This is a genomic window from Variovorax sp. 05L425, assembly GCF_056397705.1.
This window is the reverse complement of the sequence record NZ_JBFTNY010000008.1, coordinates 144,563-161,568: the sequence shown is the minus strand read 5'-3', so window position 1 is coordinate 161,568 and position 17,006 is coordinate 144,563. Positions and strand designations below refer to the sequence as shown.

General features: G+C 66.1%; 11 protein-coding genes. 3 read left to right on the top strand and 8 right to left on the bottom strand.

Annotated features, from left to right (window positions below):
* Window positions 1-82 precede the first annotated feature (82 nt).
* A complete protein-coding gene (locus AC1DN9_RS11785; protein ID WP_478100259.1) occupies window positions 83-730 on the top strand; it encodes a response regulator in 648 nt (215 codons plus the stop codon).
* A complete protein-coding gene (locus AC1DN9_RS11780; protein ID WP_478100258.1) occupies window positions 720-2,513 on the top strand; it encodes a sensor histidine kinase in 1,794 nt (597 codons plus the stop codon). Before AC1DN9_RS11785 ends, AC1DN9_RS11780 begins: the two co-directional genes overlap by 11 nt.
* Here the strand turns inward: AC1DN9_RS11780 and AC1DN9_RS11775 are convergent.
* The 7 genes from AC1DN9_RS11775 to AC1DN9_RS11745 all read right to left on the bottom strand — a co-directional run bounded on the left by AC1DN9_RS11775 (window position 2,488) and on the right by AC1DN9_RS11745 (window position 12,775).
* Window positions 2,488-4,152, bottom strand: coding sequence for an alkaline phosphatase D family protein (locus tag AC1DN9_RS11775; RefSeq protein WP_478100256.1), 1,665 nt, complete (start codon window positions 4,150-4,152; stop codon window positions 2,488-2,490). The two genes, AC1DN9_RS11780 and AC1DN9_RS11775, sit on opposite strands and share 26 nt — an antisense overlap.
* Window positions 4,064-8,155: a GMC oxidoreductase gene (locus AC1DN9_RS11770; protein WP_478100254.1), complete on the bottom strand. Its 4,092-nt coding sequence runs from the start codon at window positions 8,153-8,155 to the stop codon at window positions 4,064-4,066. The genes AC1DN9_RS11775 and AC1DN9_RS11770 overlap by 89 nt, the downstream gene beginning before the upstream one ends.
* Before the next feature lie 192 nt (window positions 8,156-8,347).
* Window positions 8,348-8,827 (bottom strand): H-NS family nucleoid-associated regulatory protein, encoded by a 480-nt coding sequence (locus tag AC1DN9_RS11765; RefSeq protein ID WP_478100252.1) that lies wholly within the window; start codon window positions 8,825-8,827, stop codon window positions 8,348-8,350.
* A 173-nt stretch (window positions 8,828-9,000) separates the two neighbouring features.
* Window positions 9,001-9,990, bottom strand: a complete 990-nt coding sequence (locus tag AC1DN9_RS11760; RefSeq protein ID WP_478100388.1) for a zinc-dependent alcohol dehydrogenase family protein — start codon at window positions 9,988-9,990, stop codon at window positions 9,001-9,003.
* A gap of 35 nt (window positions 9,991-10,025) precedes the next feature.
* Window positions 10,026-10,799 carry a YoaK family protein gene (locus AC1DN9_RS11755; RefSeq protein WP_478100250.1) on the bottom strand — a complete coding sequence of 258 codons (774 nt, stop codon included), beginning with the start codon at window positions 10,797-10,799 and terminating at the stop codon, window positions 10,026-10,028.
* A gap of 19 nt (window positions 10,800-10,818) precedes the next feature.
* Window positions 10,819-11,388 (bottom strand): YbhB/YbcL family Raf kinase inhibitor-like protein, encoded by a 570-nt coding sequence (locus tag AC1DN9_RS11750; protein ID WP_478100249.1) that lies wholly within the window; start codon window positions 11,386-11,388, stop codon window positions 10,819-10,821.
* 67 nt (window positions 11,389-11,455) lie between these two features.
* The gene (locus tag AC1DN9_RS11745) at window positions 11,456-12,775 is read right to left on the bottom strand and encodes a lytic murein transglycosylase (protein WP_478100248.1); all 1,320 of its coding nucleotides are present in this window, start codon (window positions 12,773-12,775) and stop codon (window positions 11,456-11,458) included.
* Between the two features lie 100 nt (window positions 12,776-12,875).
* Between AC1DN9_RS11745 and AC1DN9_RS11740 the strand changes: the two genes are divergently transcribed.
* Window positions 12,876-14,282, top strand: a complete 1,407-nt coding sequence (locus AC1DN9_RS11740; RefSeq protein ID WP_478100246.1) for a phenylacetate--CoA ligase family protein — start codon at window positions 12,876-12,878, stop codon at window positions 14,280-14,282.
* 7 nt (window positions 14,283-14,289) lie between these two features.
* Here the strand turns inward: AC1DN9_RS11740 and AC1DN9_RS11735 are convergent, their stop codons facing one another.
* Entirely contained in the window at window positions 14,290-16,986 is a 2,697-nt protein-coding gene (locus AC1DN9_RS11735; protein WP_478100244.1) for a bifunctional acetate--CoA ligase family protein/GNAT family N-acetyltransferase, read from the bottom strand.
* Window positions 16,987-17,006: the final 20 nt, after the last annotated feature.

Genomic DNA, 17,006 nt, shown 5'->3' with positions numbered 1-17,006 from the left:
CTTCGCGTCCCAGGTTGCGTTCCGGCTGCCGTGGCCTTCGGGATATTCGCTCGGTATTGCAGGCAGCCCGGGAGACACCTGAATGCGCGCGCTCTGGATCGAAGACCATCAACTCGTCGGGGATTCCTTCGAGCTCCTGCTTCAATTGATCATGCCCGACGCCTCGCTCGACAAGGCGCGGGATCTCGAAAGCGCCAAGCGCCTGATCGAGACCTTTCCGTACGAACTGGTCCTGCTCGACTGGTGGCTGGGCACGCAGGACGGCGAAACCTCCATCCGTGCCCTGCGCGAGACGAACAGCCATACCCCCATCATCGTTGTCTCCGGCGACGACCGCGACGTCGTCATGGACCGGGCGCTCGCCCTCGGCGCTGCCGGCTATGTCTCGAAAGGCGCCGACCCTGCCGCGCTGCTCGACGCGGTTCGCGTGGCCCTTCGCGGCGGGGTCAGCCGCCCCCCACGACACGCCGGCCGTGCAGGCGAGGGACCGCCCAGCGGCGTCGTGCATCCCATCGATGTCGAGGCCCTCTATCCCGAATTGACGCCCCGCCAGGCGGAGGTCTTCCGCGCGCTGATGCGGGGCACATCGGACAAGCAGATCGCGCGCGATCTCGACATTTCCGACACCACGGTGAAGACGCATGTGCGGGCCATCCTTCAGATCGTGGGCGTACACAAGCGGGGAGAAGCAGCGCACGAGGCTCGCGTCAGGGGCGCAGGTGATCACTGACGCGAGCGTCGGCCTGCCGGCCGCGGAACTCACACCGCTCGTCGAAGCCGAGCAGGCGCGGCTGTCGATCCAGCAGCTCCGGCGTCTGCTGGTGCCGCTTCTCTTCGCGGACGGCTTCGTGACATGGGTCGCCCTGCAGGCCGGCCTCGGCGCCTATGCATGGATCTGGTTCGGAATCATGGCGACGGCACACGTGATCCGGGTCGTCTACTTGCTGTGGCTCGGCGAGCCGGGTCGCGTCACGCCGGCGCAATGGCTCTCGCGCTCGGCCGCCGCCATGGTCGTGCTGGCCGTTCTGCGCGCCGGCGTGGTGCTGATGATCTTCGCCCGGCCGGTGAGCGAGTTGCACTACGTGCTGACGATGATCTTCGTCGGCAGCGCCGTGGGCGCGATCTCGCCTGTGACCGGACATCTGCGCAGCTACGTGGGCTGGGCGGCGATCCTCGGTGGCACGTTGTCGATCGCGTGGCTCACACGCGGAACGATCGAAGGCACGGCCATCGCGACGCTGCTGGTGCTTCTGTTCACGGTGCTCACGTTCTATGTGCGCGATGAGGGACGGACCCTGGTCACCCTGGTGACCTTGTCGGAATCGCTGCGCCGCGAACGCGACCGGGCGGAAAAGGCGAGCGAAGCCAAGACCCGGTTCTTCGCCGCCGCGAGCCACGATCTGCGGCAACCGCTCACGGCCCTGTCGTACAACGCGGCGACCGTGCAGGAACTCGCACGCCTGAGCGGCGACGAGATGCTGGACAAGGTAGGGCAGGGCATCCGCCGCGCCTTGTCGGAAAGCAGTTCGCTGCTCGACAGCCTGCTCGAAGTCTCCAAGCTCGACGCCGGGGCGGTGCGGGCGGAGTCGCGGGAAGTCGACGTGATGCAACTGCTGGCCCACACCTGCGAAACCTTCACGCCGGTCGCGCATGCGGCAGATCTGGATCTGCGGTGCCTCGGCGGCCATCACAAGGGCCTGTGGGTGCGCACCGACGTGGCGCTGCTGCGCCGGATCGTGCAGAACCTCGTGGGCAATGCGATCAAGTTCACCCGCGAAGGCCACGTGTCGATCGAGGCTTTCGCGGACGGCGCCAACGAAGAGAAAGTGTGCATCCGCGTGTCCGACACGGGGCCCGGCATTCCGATCGAGGCGCAGGCGCATGTGTTCGAGGAGTTCTATCAGGTGGGCAACCCCGAACGCAATCGCAGCCGCGGACTGGGGCTCGGCTTGGCGATCGTGCGGCGCATCGCCGACCTTCTCGCGGTCCAAGTCAGGATGAACAGCGCGCCGGGGCAGGGCGCGGTGTTCGAGATCTCGCTACCCCGGATTCCATCGCCCGCGCGCGCGGGCGTGGAATTGAATCGCGCCGCCGCGGCGTTCGACCCGGCCAGCGTGCGCAGGCGGGTCCTCTTCATCGACGACGAGCCCGAGATCCGGGAATCGTTGACCACTTTGCTGTCCACGCTCGGCTGGGAGGTGCGCTCGGCGAGCGACCAAAAGGAAGCCGAGCAGATTCATGAGGGGGGCTTCGCGCCCGACGTGCTGCTCATCGACTTCCGCTTGCGCGACAACGCATCCGGTCTCGACGCATGGGAGGCGTTGAAGCGTCGCGGTTGCGATGCGCCGGGGCTGATGATCACGGGCGAGACCGAACCGAGGCGCATCGCCGATGCGCGAAAAGCCGGCATCACGGTGCTCTACAAGCCTGTGGACGGCGTGCAGCTGATCCAGGCCATGGGTCGCGCCGTCGAAGCGGGTCGCGGACCTATGAAAGCTGAATCGTTCGCCTGACCTTGCCCTCGGCGCCGTCGAACTCCACATCGAGGCGCCAGGAGGAAGCCCCGGTCCGGCAAGGCCGGACGATCGTGAAGCCGTCGCCGCTGTGGGGAAAGAAGGTCGTGACGCGGCACACGAATCGCCGCTTGCCCGCACCGATGCCGTGGTCGAACGCGAAGCAATCGGGCGACGCGAAGTCCGCTGCCGAGGAATTGGCAAAGGTGTAGGGCGCATACAGCGCCGAACTGTGGATGGAATGGATGGTGACCACCTTGCCCGGCGAGTCGACGCATTCGATCGTGATCGTCGCGAGCATGGACAGGTGCTCGTCGCCGGACAGGAAGACCATCCGCTGCGCATTCGCGTCGTACACCCACGCCAGCAGATCGTGTAGCGAATTCGGGTATCCCGACCACGAATCCGTCTGCAGGGCCAACCCCATGCATTCGCTGGTGACGGCGCATCTCTGCATCGACAGGTAGCGCGGCAGAAGGATCGATGACGAGACGACGAAGCTGGGGTGGTCCTGGGGGCCCTGCTGCTGGATCCAATTGAACAGATCCTTCGGCTGGTCCGGTCCCAGGATGGTGGCCGTGCCGTCTCTCAGGTTTTCGATCGTCCGGCCCGTTCGCTGTGTGCGGACGTCGGTGAAGAAAAACGGGTAGCCGTGCACCTCCGTCGCTGCCCACAACGGCTTGTTCCGCTTGTTCTGCGTGTTCTGTTCGCTGTTCAACCTCTTCCGGATCGACAGCGGCCACATGCTCCGTTGCCGCTCCACGTACTGGTCCCGAGCCTGCTTGATCTCGTCCTGGATTTCGTCATGGCCGAAGCCACGAGGCCGGGGCTCCCAGTTGTCGGACACTTCGTGATCGTCGAGCATCGGGAAGATGTCGGTGCCGGCCACGCGCAGCACGCGCTGCAAGCCGGCATTGAGCATGAAGGCCTCGTACGCGAACGCGAGCCGTTCGAGCAGCTTGCTGGGATCGAAAAGCCCCGCCGTGCGGTCCACGTACACCTGGTCGCCCGTCAGCACGGTGAACCGGATCGAGGGGTCGATCTCCAGGCGCTCGCCCAGTCGCCAGAGCGATCGTTCCGAGGGACCGATGTAGCGGTCGTCCAGCGCGCGGCTCCTCACCCGGACGCTGCCGTCGAGCATGCCGGCGGGGTATTGGCAACTGCTGACCGCAAAGGCGGCGTGTGTATTCGCCTCATACGCGGCAGCGCCGTGGCGGGTCACGACGCCGCCTTCGAGCGAGACCGGCTCCTTGTGATCGACGATTTCGTCGTAGTCCATATCGCCGCGGATGGCCGTCTGCGGATGAATCAACAGGAGTACCGCGCGATCGGCGCCCGGCGGCCAGGTCGGCGTGGCGGTCACGATGCCGTCGGCGGAAACACCGGTCACGACCTCTTCGGCGTCGATTCGGCGGACATCGGGCAGATCGATGGGCCGCCCATCCTGCAGAATCTTCCATTGATCGTCGTACCGCTCGACCCGCATGAGGACGGCCCGCGCCGGGACGCCATTGCGCTGGTCGAAACTCACCCGGCAGGTGAGCTTCTCGTCATCGAGGCTGGGCGGCGCTGCGAAGGACCTCGGCGGCAGCACCTTGTGCAGCAGCGCTCGAGGGGTCAACCCGGGGTTCGTGGTCATGGCTCGATTCCTTCGACAAGAATTTGCAGATGGCGCGATAGACGATCGGCGCATGGCCGCCGATCAGGCTGTCCTGATGGCCCATGTCCTGGAACTCCATCGACTGCCCTCCGCAGTGCGCATCATTGAGCAGATCGGCCATCCTCCGGCGTGTCGCGATGTCGAGCAGCCCGTTGTCGGTGCTGTGCAGGCACAGCGTGCGGTGCGTGGGTTCCTCCGTCTGCCAGACCTTGGCGATACGGCTTGGCACCATGCATGCGCCGTTGCCGCGACGATCGGTCACCACGCCGTAGCGTGCGAATGCGATGACCTGGGCGACGGTCTGCAGATTCATCGGCCCGAAGAAATCGTCGATGGCCGCGAGCACCGCGTCGGACATGCCGTCGAGCTTGAAGGTGACGCCGTACAGCGCATCCATGCGGTGCCTCGCGCCGACCCAGGGCGTGCGTTCCCAAGGCGGCCACATCGGGTTCTCGCGCACGAAATCCTCGGGCGGGTAGGGGACCGCCGCGAGCAGGCGGTCGACCATGTCGTCGGCAACGCCCGGCTTGTCGGGCGTGAATTCGAAACTGCCCAGGCCGACGAACTGCCGCAGCCATTGCATGAGATATGCGCGGGCCATGTTGGCCGGCGACATGACCAGCGCGGGGCCCACTTGCGACAGCACCAGCCATCCCAGGCGATCCGGCAGCGCCTTCCGCAGCGCCGGGAAACGGTCGACGCCGGGCTCCACCCGATCCCCGAACAGTCCCAGCGCCAGCATCGCGGCGCCCATGCAGTGCGCGACGATGTCGACGCGCACCTTGCACTCCTCGCCCTGTTTGCGCTCCTTGCGCTCCTCGCGGATGCTGCGGCAGATGTAATCGACGGCGAGCGGGATGTCCTGGCAACCCATCTGCTCGAAGAACCATGGTTCTCGCGCGGTCGGCATGCCTGCACTGCTGCGCAGATCGAGTACCCACACGTCGCGTCCGTCGCGGTGCAGCGCACCCGCGAGACCGCCGCCCGGCAGCAGCGGATGGGCGAAGGTGGTGCCGCTGGCGCTGTAGCCATGGATGAGCATCACCGGGTTGGCGTCGCGCCTGGCCCCCGGCCCGTAGCGCGTCAGGCGCAGGCGGACGGGGTCGCCATTCCTGAGCACGTCGACGGTGAGTTCCACGATCTCGGGCGCCGGCAGGCCCTTGATGGCGCCCGGCAGGCGCTGCGCGACACGAGGCTCCGGACGATCGGGAAGCCGGAGCGACCACGCATGCAGCGGCAGCATGACCCGCGCCACGTACAGCAGCAGCGACGCGACGTCGACCAATGCGCTCGCCTGATCGGCTTGCGACACGACGCGCACCAGCGGAACGTTGACCGTTCCGAAGTAGGGCAGGTCGACGGCCAGTGGTTTGCACGGGTCCCCGGGGTCGCGATGTGGAAATTCGAGGAGGTCCGCATACATCCACTGGTTGGCCGGATTCGCGGCGTGCTCGTAGGTCAAGCGCTTGACCGCACGGATGCGTTGGCCTTCCCAGTGCATCGGGAGGCCGAGAGACTTCGCCACCTGGTTGGGCTCGAGAAGCTCCAGCTTGTATTCGAGCAGCCTCGTATCGGCCGCGCGCGAGGCCAGGTCGAACACGGATTTGACGAGTGTCCAGATGCTGGTCTTGCGCTTGGGAGCCTTCCCGAGAAGCCTGTCGACCACCGATTGCGTGATGTCGCGCAGTCCGCGATTGCGAAACCATGACCACAGCCCCGAGATCGTGCGAAACAGGCGGCCGGACGGCGAATGGCGCATCAAGGTCAGGTCGCCGCTGATTGGTGCTTCAAGAACCAGGTCCTGCGCCGGCGTCCCCGGGTCGGTGGGCGCGCCCAGTGCGATGACGGGCGCTCGGGCCGGCGAGGGCGTGAACAGCCGCACGCGGCTGCGCGTCGTATCGACGACCAGTTGCCGTTTCGAGCGCGCAGCGATCAGATCGGGAATCGGGGTCGGCTTGAACCAGAGCGTGAGTTCCACATCCAGCGGCGTCGACTTGCCGTCGCACTCGACCGTCACGCTTCCCTTCATCTGCTCGGTCATCTCGATGCAGGTCGGCCGGACCGGCCTTGGTGCCGCCGGATGAGTGAACACGGGCCTCGGCGGCGTCGAGCCCGCGGGTGACCGCAGCGGGTGCGTGGTTGCATCCAGTGGAGCGAAGCCCCATTTAACCCGCAGTTGCCGGATCGCGCGACGTGCCAGGGTCGCGATCGTCAGCGACGGATTGATGCCGAGCGAAGTCGGCATGATCGAGCCGTCCAGCACGGCCAGTCCCTCGTGTACACCGCCCTTGGCATCGCCCTCGAAGACACGGCCGTATTCGTCGACCACGCCGGTCGCGACGGTCTCCCCCATCGCGCAGCCTCCGAGCGGATGGACCGTCAGGACCGGCCCACGAGCCACGCCGTAAAGCTGTTCCAGCACGTCAGGCAGGGGACGCCACACGGGATTCGGCAAAACGGCCGCGCCCGGAAGATGATCGGCCACCAGGCGCTCGAGGATGTCCTGATGGTGCTCGAAGCTTGGGTCGTCGCGCACCTCCGGCCAAACCACGCCGAGCGTGCCCTGGGTGGCTTTTGGGGTGCCCTTGTTGCCCTTGGTGCCTTCGGGCGCGTCGGGCGGCAGCGAGAGCCGCCCGCTCGCGCTGTCGTGCCCGATCACCGCCACCACCAGGCTGTTGTCGACCGCATCCTTGTCGATGCCGGCGCTGTCGTGCTCGTCCTCACCACCTACATAGCGTCGCGTGTCCGCCGTCGTCAGCGACCGGATGGTGGCCACGGTGGTGGCACTTTCTTCCAGCAGGCGACGCAGCGCCGCCGGAATGGCCAGGTCCTGGATCACGACAGGCGAATCGCTTGCCTTGAGCCTCTTGTGCGCTTCGCGCAAGTCGATCATCCGCGTGATCGTCGGTCCGTCCTGATCCACCACGGAGGGCACGGCTGCTGCCTGTCGGTAGATGGTGCTCAGGTTGTCGCCGTTGGTCGAAAAGCGCTCGCCCAGCACGGCCGATACCGCGAGCTTGTCCTTGCGGGCACGCATGAGAAGTTCGGTGGAGCCGAGCGCGCCTGCCGCGAGGATGAGGCACCTCGTGCGCAACACATAGGGCACCCGGATGTGGCGACGCAGCTCGGTATCCGTGTGCGTCACGGAGACCTTCCAGTCGTACTCACCCAGCCTTGCGAAGGTTGTCACCGTCGCGCCGGTCACGATACGCAGCGGCTCCGGATGCCTCGCGCAGGCGTCCGCGATCAAGGTCACGTCGAGCGACAGCTTCGCTCGTTCATTGCAGCCTGTGGCGCAATCGCGGCAACCGGTGCAATGCTTGATGCCTCTCTTCGTGTCGTCCTGCTGTGCCACCGTGATGTCGACGGCATGCGCAGATCCTCGTCCCAGCACTGTCATCAAGTCGGAACGACCGGAGAACGCTTGGCTCGACGTCGACTCCAGTTGCCGCCTGACCTGTGTCATCGCAGGCAGGAGATCGGCATCGTTCCTGATGCCATCGGGCCAGCGAGGGTCCTGGAAGACCTCCGGCAGCGGGGCGGCCATGACCCCCGCGTTGATCAGCGAGCCGCCTCCCAGCCCGTTCGCCAGCACCACATTGACGTCCCCGCCGATCCGCAGGTCGAAGAGTCCCGGCATCTGTCCATGCACCGCACCGGTTCCTGCGCGGCTGAATCGCACATGGCCCGCCAGATCCCCCATGCGCGACGGGAAGGCGCCCGCCAGGTACTCCTTGCCGCGCTCGAGCATTGCGATGCGCAAAGGCATACCGTCGATTCCCTGGCCTGCAAGTTCGCTCAAGGCCATGGCGCCGCCATAGCCGCTGCCGACGATCACGACATCGAAGTGCGGCTTGTCTTTGGAGTCTTTGGAGTCTTTGGGGTCTTTGCAATGAGGCGTCTCGTACAGCCGCATCTCCTCAGCCAATTCGGCGAGATCGCATGACAGCCATGCCGTGGCGCGTTGTTGTTGGTCGTCCATTGCGGGGTCCCTCGCATGCCTCCGCGCCATCGCGGCGGTGTGCGAGTTCAGCACAGCGAGGTGGCTGCTGTCCATCCGCAAGAAGGAGGAGGCGGGCCGGCCGAAAGACCGGGCAATCGATCATCCGGCAGAGTCCGCCACGCACGGAATCAATGCCCGCGAATCAGGAGACGCGCACGCCCTCGGGCGATTTCAGGCGGACATCTCTTCCAATGTCTTTCCGGCTTCGATGGCTTCCTTGAGCCAACGCGGCCGAGGTCCCATGCCTGACCAGGTGTGGCCGGCATCGTCCCGGTAAAGAACCCGGGACTTCTTCCGTTTCACGGCGGCTCGGCGGCCATTCGGTTTTGCGACCGCGTTGGTCGCGAATTCTTCGAGTGATCGTCCTGCCGCGAGGGCCTCACGCAGCCAGTCCGGTCGCTTGCCAATGCCGCCCCAAGTGCTTCCCTTTCCGTCGGCGTAGCGTACTGCGCGCGCGCCTGCAATGGCTGATCCGCGAGTCTTGCGTTCGGTGGGGATTCTCGCGAACAGTTGTTCAGGAGTCAGTCCGTAATGCTCGATGGCAACACGAATGCGTGCCACCACGCCTTCGATTTCCTTGTCACGCAGTCTTTCGGCCTTGAGTTGCAAAACCTGGATCTGTTTCTGAATCTGGCTGTAGCTCTGAGTCATTAATAATTGCTCCAAATGTGAGTCAATGATAGAGCGCCAACCTGACTGAAGCGTTTCAAGAAGAAATAGACACTCTGAAATTTGCTCGGCAACTCTACTCGGCACTTCTTCAAAATGACATGTGGCGCGCGTTCACCCGCAATTCAACACGAAGCCTGGACATGGGATTCCTTTCAAGGAATCAAGACTGCGGCGCCTTGAAGCTTGCCGGCGCGCAGGTCCGCCATCGCTTCATTGGCTTGCACCAGCGGATAGGTCGTGACATGAACTTGCGGTGGATGCGTTCGCACGACGTCGAGAAACTCGCGGGCATCTGCGCGGGTCAGGTTCGCGACCGAGACGAGCTGGCGCTCTTCCCAGAGGAGGCGGTAGGGAAAGGCGGGAATGTCGCTCATGTGAATGCCGCCGCAAACGACCCGCCCGCCCTTGCGCACTGCACGCAAGGCGAGGGGCACGAGATCGCCTGCAGGCGCGAAGATGATCGCGGCATCGAGTGGCTCGGCGGGCATCTCGTCCGAGCCTCCGGCCCACACGGCACCGAGCGTCTTGGCGAATGACTGACCTTTCAGGTCGCCCGGCCGCGTGAAGGCGTGAACCTGCCGCCCTTGCGCGACGGCGACCTGGGCAATGAGGTGCGCCGCGGCGCCGAAGCCGTAGATGCCCAGGCGCCGCGCGTCTTCTCCAGCCGCCTTCAGGCTGCGCCAGCCGATCAGTCCGGCGCACATCAGGGGCGCGATGTGCGCAGGGTCTTGCGTCGTTGCGCCGAGCGGAAGGCAGAACTCGGCCTCCGCAACCACGTGACTCGCAAAACCGCCATCGCGGTCATAGCCGGTGAAGCGCGGCGTGTCACAGAGGTTCTCGCGCCCGCTGGCGCAGAACGCGCAGTGCCCGCAGGTATGGCCGAGCCAGGGCACGCCGACACGATCGCCGATGCGATGCGCGTGCACGCCGGCACCGATCGCCTCCACCTCGCCGACGATCTCGTGGCCCGGCACGATCGGCAGCGTGTGCATCGGCAGGTCGCCGTCGACCACATGCAAGTCGGTGCGGCAGACCGCACATGCCAGCACGCGGAGGCGCAATTCGCCGCTGGCGGGGTCCGGAAGCGGGCGCTCGTCCAGTCGCAGCGGCTGGCCGGGCGCATGAAGCACCATTGCCCGCATTGCCATCACTCGTGTCGGATCAAGGCCGCTGAACATCAAACGGTAGAGCTCGAAGCGCCCCCCAACCAACGCCTGAATCGACTCAAATCCCTGTGAAGTGGAGGAAGGGAAAGCGCCATCAGCAACGCGGCCAGCGGGACCACGCAAATGAATCCGACGTACTTGAAGCCGAGGGCCCCGACGACGCCACCCAGCACGAACATGCCGATCAGCCCACCGCACAGCCGCATGCGACTGCGGTTGTGCCTGACGCGGCCTCCCGATTCGTGGCTCTTGCGATTCCAGTAGAGCATCTTGCCGAGTTCCATACCCAGGTCGGTGATGTTGCCCGTCATGTGCGTGGTCCGGATGCTGCCGCCCGAGGTCTTCGATGCCACCGCATTCTGCAACCCCATGATGAATGACAGCAGCAGGACGGTCAGCGGCACGGCAAAGGGCGTGGTCCAGGTCAGCGTGATGGCACCCATCAAGCCGAAAGGGAACATCAGCGCAGCCTCAAGCAGCAGGGGCAGGGCGTAGACCCCGTGGATGCGATGCTGGCGCCCCCAGTTGACCAACATGGCCGTCGTGGCGGCGCCTGTCAGGAACGAGAGGATGGCGCCCATCGCATTCAGCAGCAGCCTCGGATCGCCCAGAGCCGCGCCATCGGCCAGTTGCGACGCGAAGCCGGTCATGTGCGACGTATAGAGGTGCAGCACCAGGAAACCGCCAGCGTTCACCGCGCCGGCGTTGAAGGCCAGCAACAGGCCAAGCGCATGGTTCGTCGAAGGCGCACGGTGCCGGTTGGTGAGAAAGCGAAGTCTGCGCATCGAATGGCCAATGGACGAGTTACTTCGATCGTCCGTATTTCGCGGTGAAAGTGGCAGCGCCCAGCTTGTTGGCATTCACCATGAAACCGACCAGCGCCGGCGTGCCTTCGGGTGGAACTTCCAGCTTGTCGGTCTTCAGCGCGTAGACCGTGAAGATATAGCGGTGCGGCTTGTCGCCTGGCGGCGGGCACGCACCACCGAATGCCGGTACGCCGAAGTCATTTCGCGCCTGGGCACTTCCAGCCGGGAGACTCTTGCTGTCGACGGTGCCGGCGCCCTCAGGCAGTTCGGTCGCCGTGGCGGGGATGTTGTAGACCACCCAGTGCCACCACCCCGAACCCGTGGGCGCATCGGGGTCGTACACCGTGAGGGCGAAGCTCTTCGTGTCCTTGGGCGCGCCGCTCCACTTCAATGGAGGGGACATGTTCTTCCCTTTGCAGCCGAAGTCGTTGAAGACCTGAGCGTCGGGCAGCGTGCCGCCGGACTTGATGCCCGGACTGCTGAGCGCAAACCCCGCGCCGTTGGCGAGCGGCACGCAAGACACCAAGGCAATGGCAAGGGTGATCGAACGAAATCTGGGACTCGTCATCGTCTGCTCCTTTTCGGGGGTGCCGCGCGGGCTTTCGAAATCCTACCCTGAACGACAGGAAACGAGACTAGGGCTGCTGCAAACGCAGAAGCAGTTCCGCGCTCGGATAGCCATCCGCGGGTACGCCGATGCTGCGTTGATAACGGCGGACCCCGTCGCGGGTGGCCGGCCCCATGACGCCGTCGGGCGCGCCGCTGGCAAAGCCACGCTGATTGAGGGCGGTCTGCAGTTCGATGATCTGGCTGCGCGAGAGGGTGCCCAGATCCCGTGGCCACGCCGCCTGGACGCCGGGGCCGCCATCCAGCCGTTGTGCGAGAAGGCCCACCGCGAGCGCGTAGCTGGTCGAGTTGTTGTAGCGAAGAATCGCGCGGAAGTTCGGTCCGACCAGGAAGGCCGGCCCGCGCGCGCCCGCGGGCAGCAGGATCGAGCCGTCGGCGAAGTCCGGCAGCGGCTTGCCGTTCATGGCTTGGACCCCTTCGGCGGTCCATTGGGCCGTGGATTGACGAACCGCAGGGTCGGCGCGGCCGTGGTCGAAGCCGGCCGGCAGCCGGATTTCGACGCCCCAGGGCTGGCCTGCCTGCCAACCAGAGCGCGACAGGAAGTTGGCGGTCGAGGCCGTGACGTCGCCCATGCTGCCCCAGATGTCGCGCCGGCCGTCGCCGTCCGCATCCACCGCGTAGGCCAGGAAGTTCGACGGCAGGAATTGCGTCTGGCCCATGGCGCCGGCCCAGGAGCCGATCATGTGGTCGCGGTCGATGTCGCCGTTGTCGAGGATCTTCAGCGCCGACAGCAACTCGCGGCGTGCCCAGTCCTCGCGGCGTCCTTCGAAGCCCAGGGTTGCCAAAGCGTCGATGGTGGGTGTGCTGCCGTAATTGCCGCCGAAGTTGCTTTCCATGCCCCAGATGGCGACCACGATGCTCGGCGGAACGCCATAGCGGCGAGCGGCGGCATCGGCTTCGTTGCGCACCTGCTGCAGCTTGTCCTGGCCGAGTGCGACCCGTTGGGGTGTCACGGTGTTGTCAAGGTAGTCCCACACCGAGCGCGTGAATTCGGGTTGTGCGCGGTCCAGTTCAATGACGCGCGGCAGGAACTGGACATTGTCGAACGCGATACGCAGCGTCGCTTCGCTGACGCCCGACGCGCGCGCGGATGCGCGGAAATCCGCCACCCATTTGGCGAACTTCTGCTGGACCGCCGCGTCGTCAACGCCTGAGGGCGGCGCTGGAGGAGGCGCTGGCACCGGCGCGGGCCGGGCGCTCGGTGCAGGTGCAGGGGGCTGGGATGTTGCCGCCGGCGGCGTCGAGGCACATCCCGCGAGAAGCGCGATCGCGAGCGTCAAGCAGACGATGCCGGGAAAACGAAGCGACGGGGAGTTGGCTTGTTGCATCCCCCGGATTTTCACCTCCGGGCGATATGGCGATTGCAGTTGCGCGATCCCGTCCGCAGGCGTACACCGCAAGACCCGCGTGCCTTGCGTGGGCAGCCCCATGAGTCCAGTTCCACCGCCCCCGCTCGACGCCTGGCTGTCCGGCACGGTCGCGGTCGACGTCGCCATGGCTGCGCGCGCAACTTCGGATGCGCTGGCATCGAGACGGGCCGAACGCCTCAGCCGATTGCTCATGTCGGCAAGGCGGAAGTCGCCGTTGTACGGCCGGGTGCTCAAGGGCTGCGGCGATCCGGATCGCCTGCGCCTGGAAGACTTGCCGGTCATGCACAAGGCCGACCTCATGAAGCGCTTTGACGATTGGGTCGCCGATCCGGGCCTCCGTCTGGACGCGCTGCGCCGCTTCGTGGCCGATCGCGCCCGGATTGCAGAGCCGTTCGCGGAGCGCTATGTGGTGTGGGAAAGCTCGGGCAGCAGCGGCGAGTCGGGGATCTTCGTGCAGGACACCATGGCGATGGCGGTCTACGACGCACTGGAGGCCGTGCGGCGGCCGGTGCTTCGACCGTTGCAGCGGCTGTTCGACCCGTGGGGCCTGGCGGACCGCATTGCGTTCGTCGGTGCGACCGGAGGTCATTTCGCGAGCACCGTGTCGATCGAGCGGCTTCGGCGCCTCAACCCGGCCTTGTCGGGCCGCCTGCGCGGTATCTCGTTCCTCCAGCCTGTGAAGGACATCGTGGCGGACCTGAATGCGTTCGCGCCGACGATTCTTGCCACGTACCCGAGTGCCGCGGCGCTGCTGGCGGAAGAACGCATGGATGGCCGGCTGCGAACGTCGCCGAGCGAAGTGTGGGTCGGCGGCGAGGACCTTTCGGCGGCCAAGCGCGAATTCGTCCAAGGCGCATTCGGTTGCCCCGTGACCAACAGCTACGGCGCGTCGGAATTCCTCTCGCTGGCATCCGAGTGCGACAGGGGCCACCTGCATCTCAACAGCGATTGGGTCATCCTCGAGACGGTGGATGCGCAGGGCCACGCCGTTGCGCCCGGCAAGGCCGGTGCGACGACCCTGCTCACCAACCTGGCCAACCATGTGCAACCGCTGATCCGCTACGACCTGGGCGATCGTGTCACGGTGCATGCGCACGCCTGTGCCTGCGGCTCCAGCCTGCCCGTGGTCGAGGTGCAGGGCCGCTGCGACGACACGCTGCACCTGGGCCGCGAAGACGCGGGTTCGGTCCGCATGCTGCCCCTCGCGCTCAGCACGATGCTTGAGGAAGATGCCGGCCTGTTCGATTTCCAACTCGTCCAGGAAGGGCCCTGCGAGCTCTTGCTGCGAACCGGCCTGCGCGGCGTCGAGGCCGATCTTGCACTTCGGCGCGCGCACCAGGTGCTCGGCGCGTTCCTCGAATCACAGGGCGCGGTCGGCGTGAACATTCGTTGCCGCAGCGGCGAAGCCGGACGTGTCGGCCGCAGCGGCAAGGTGCAGAGGGTAGTCGCAGGACCGTCCTCCTGAGCGGCGCTCAGAGGGCGTAGGTCACCAGCCTGAAGTCGGGATCCTCGTCGAAGCGCTTGACCGAGAAGCCCAGCTTCTTCATCAGCTTCAACATCTCGGAATTGCTCGTCAGCACCAGGCCGTCGATCTCCGAGAGACCCTTCTCGCGCGCGGCCTCGATGATGCTTTCCATCAGTCGCGACCCGATTCCCTTGCCGCTGAATTCGTCCGCCACCAGCAGCGAGAACTCGCAGCTTTCCTGGTCCGGATTGGTGATGTAGCGCGACACGCCGACGATGCGCTCGGTTTCGTGGATTTCGCCGGCGGCGTCCGTGGTGCGTTCCAAGAACACCGCCACGAGCGCCATCTCCCGGTCGTAGTCGATCAGGGTGAAGCGCGACAACATGGTCGCAGGCAGCTCCTCGAACCAGGACACGAAGCGGAAGTACCGGCTTTGCGGCGACAGGTGCTGCACCAGTTCCTGCAGCATCGGGGCGTCGCCGGGATGAATGGGTCGCACGGTGTACATGCCGCCGCCGGGCATCGGCCACGTGCGCTCGTGTCGGGCCGGGTAGGGGAGTATCGAGAGGTGGTGGTAGTCGTTCGAGCGGCCGCCGGCCGGGCGCGGCGCGCTGTCGATCAGGATGCGGGCATCCACCGCCACCGCGCCCGAGGCGTCGACGATGATGGGGTTGATGTCCATCTCGCGCAGTTCGGGCAGCTCGCACACCATTTCGGAGACGCGCAGCAACAGCTGCTCGAGCGCCTCCATGTCGACCGCGCTGGCGCCTCGCCACTCTCCCAGGGTCTCGGCCACCCGCGAGCGTGCAATCAGCTGCCGCGCGAGAAAGGTATTGAGCGGCGGCAGCTCCATCGACCGGTCGTTGATGAGCTCGATCATGGTGCCGCCCGCACCGAAGACGATGACGGGGCCGAAGGGCTTGTCGGTCACCAGGCCGACATGGATCTCGCGGCCGCGTTGCGCGCGCGCCATTTTCTGAACCGTCACGCCGTTGACGTGCGCTTCGGGCATCAGTCGCGCCACGCGTTCCACCATGTCGCGGTAGGTGTCGCGCGCGCTGGCGCCGTTCATGATGTTGAGCGCCACGCCGTCCACGTCGGACTTGTGGCTGATGTCGGGCGAATCGATCTTGAGCGCGACCGGAAAGCCGAGCTGCGTCGCGATCATCATGGCCTCGTGGGCGCTGCGCGCCAGCAGGGTCCTCGTGATCGGGATGTGAAAGGCCGAGAGCAGCGTCTTGGACTCCATCTCTGTCAGCACCTTGCGGCGCTCCGCCAGCACGCTCTCGATGACCAGCCGGGCTCCTTCGATGTCGGGCTTGGCCATCGTCGACAACGGCGGCGGAATCTGCTGCAGCAGTTGCTGGTTCTGATAGAAGGCCGCGATGTTGCCGAAGGCGCCGACGGCGGCTTCGGGCGTGCGAAAGCTCGGGATGCCCGCTTCGTTGATGATCGCGCGGCCTTCGCCGACCGAGGCATCACCCATCCAGCACGACAGCAGCGGTTTGCTGATCGAGCCGTGCGCGCTGACAAGGGCGCGTGCCATCGCCGATGCGTCCGTCCGCGTCTTCGGCGAATAGATGGCGAGCAAGCCGTCGACCTGCGGGTCCTTGCCTGCCGCCGCGATGGCCGCCTCGTAGTTCGCCGGGGTGGCTTCTTCGGACAGGTCGACCAGATCGGACAGCGATGCCGAGGCCGGCAACTGGGGCGAGAGGGCGGCGACCGAGGCCGGAGAGAGCTTCGCAAGCTGGAGCGAAATCTCATTCACCCAATCGGCCGCCAGCACGCCGGGGCCGCCCCCGTTGGTGATGATCGCGAGGCGGCGCCCCACGGGCCTATAGCGCGAAGCCAGGCACTTGGCGGCGGAGAACAGTTCCACGAACGAGCGCACCCGCACGGCGCCCGCGCGACGCAGCGCGGCGTCGAACACGTCGTCGCTGCCGACGATGGTGCTGCTGTGCGTCTGGGCGGCCTCGTTGCCGGCGGGTTTGCGGCCGGCTTTCAGCACCACCACCGGCTTGGCGTTGGCCGCGGAACGCAGCGCGCTCATGAAGTGCCGCGCGTTGTTGATGCCTTCGAAGTACACGATGATGCTTTGCGTCTGGGGATCGTGCGCCAGGAAATCCAGCACCTCGGCAATGTCGAGGCTGCTGTGCGAGCCGACGGAGACGACGGCCGAAAACCCCACCATGTTCTTGCGGGCCCAATCCAGCATGGACGCGGTGAGCGCGCCCGACTGCGACACCATCGCCAGCGAGCCGGCCCGGGCCAGGGGGCCGGCGACGCTGGCGTTGAGTTGCAGATGGGGGCGCTGGAATCCCAGGGAGTTGGGACCCAGCAGATGCACGTCCTCGCGCTGCGCGATCTTCTTCAGGGCCGTGGCCTGTCCGTCGTCGATGCCGCTCGAAATCACCAATGCCGCCCTGCAGCGGATGCGCCCGGCGAGTTCCAGGGCCGCGGCGATCTCCTGCGGGGGCAACGCGATGATGGCGAGGTCCGCTCGCGCCTGCGCAAGGTCGGCCAGCGTTCCGCTGGTCTCTATGTCGAGGAAGTGGAGCGTGCCGGCATAGCGCTGGGCGCGCAGTGCGTCCTGCAGCGTGCCGACCAGCGCGCGCGGCGCCGATCCGCCCGATTCGCCGCGGGCGCCGGCAAAGACGACGACCGAGGCAGGGGAAAACAAGGGAGCGAGGTAGTGCTTGTCCATGGGCTCAGTCTGCACGCTCT

Coding starts and splice junctions, on each gene's coding strand:
- AC1DN9_RS11785 (WP_478100259.1), top strand. CDS start 83: ATGCGCGCGCTCTGGATCGAAGACCATCAACTCGTCGGGGATTCCTTC.
- AC1DN9_RS11775 (WP_478100256.1), bottom strand. CDS start 4,152: ATGACCACGAACCCCGGGTTGACCCCTCGAGCGCTGCTGCACAAGGTG.
- AC1DN9_RS11770 (WP_478100254.1), bottom strand. CDS start 8,155: ATGGACGACCAACAACAACGCGCCACGGCATGGCTGTCATGCGATCTC.
- AC1DN9_RS11765 (WP_478100252.1), bottom strand. CDS start 8,827: ATGACTCAGAGCTACAGCCAGATTCAGAAACAGATCCAGGTTTTGCAA.
- AC1DN9_RS11760 (WP_478100388.1), bottom strand. CDS start 9,990: ATGCGGGCAATGGTGCTTCATGCGCCCGGCCAGCCGCTGCGACTGGAC.
- AC1DN9_RS11755 (WP_478100250.1), bottom strand. CDS start 10,799: ATGCGCAGACTTCGCTTTCTCACCAACCGGCACCGTGCGCCTTCGACG.
- AC1DN9_RS11750 (WP_478100249.1), bottom strand. CDS start 11,388: ATGACGAGTCCCAGATTTCGTTCGATCACCCTTGCCATTGCCTTGGTG.
- AC1DN9_RS11745 (WP_478100248.1), bottom strand. CDS start 12,775: ATGCAACAAGCCAACTCCCCGTCGCTTCGTTTTCCCGGCATCGTCTGC.
- AC1DN9_RS11740 (WP_478100246.1), top strand. CDS start 12,876: ATGAGTCCAGTTCCACCGCCCCCGCTCGACGCCTGGCTGTCCGGCACG.
- AC1DN9_RS11735 (WP_478100244.1), bottom strand. CDS start 16,986: ATGGACAAGCACTACCTCGCTCCCTTGTTTTCCCCTGCCTCGGTCGTC.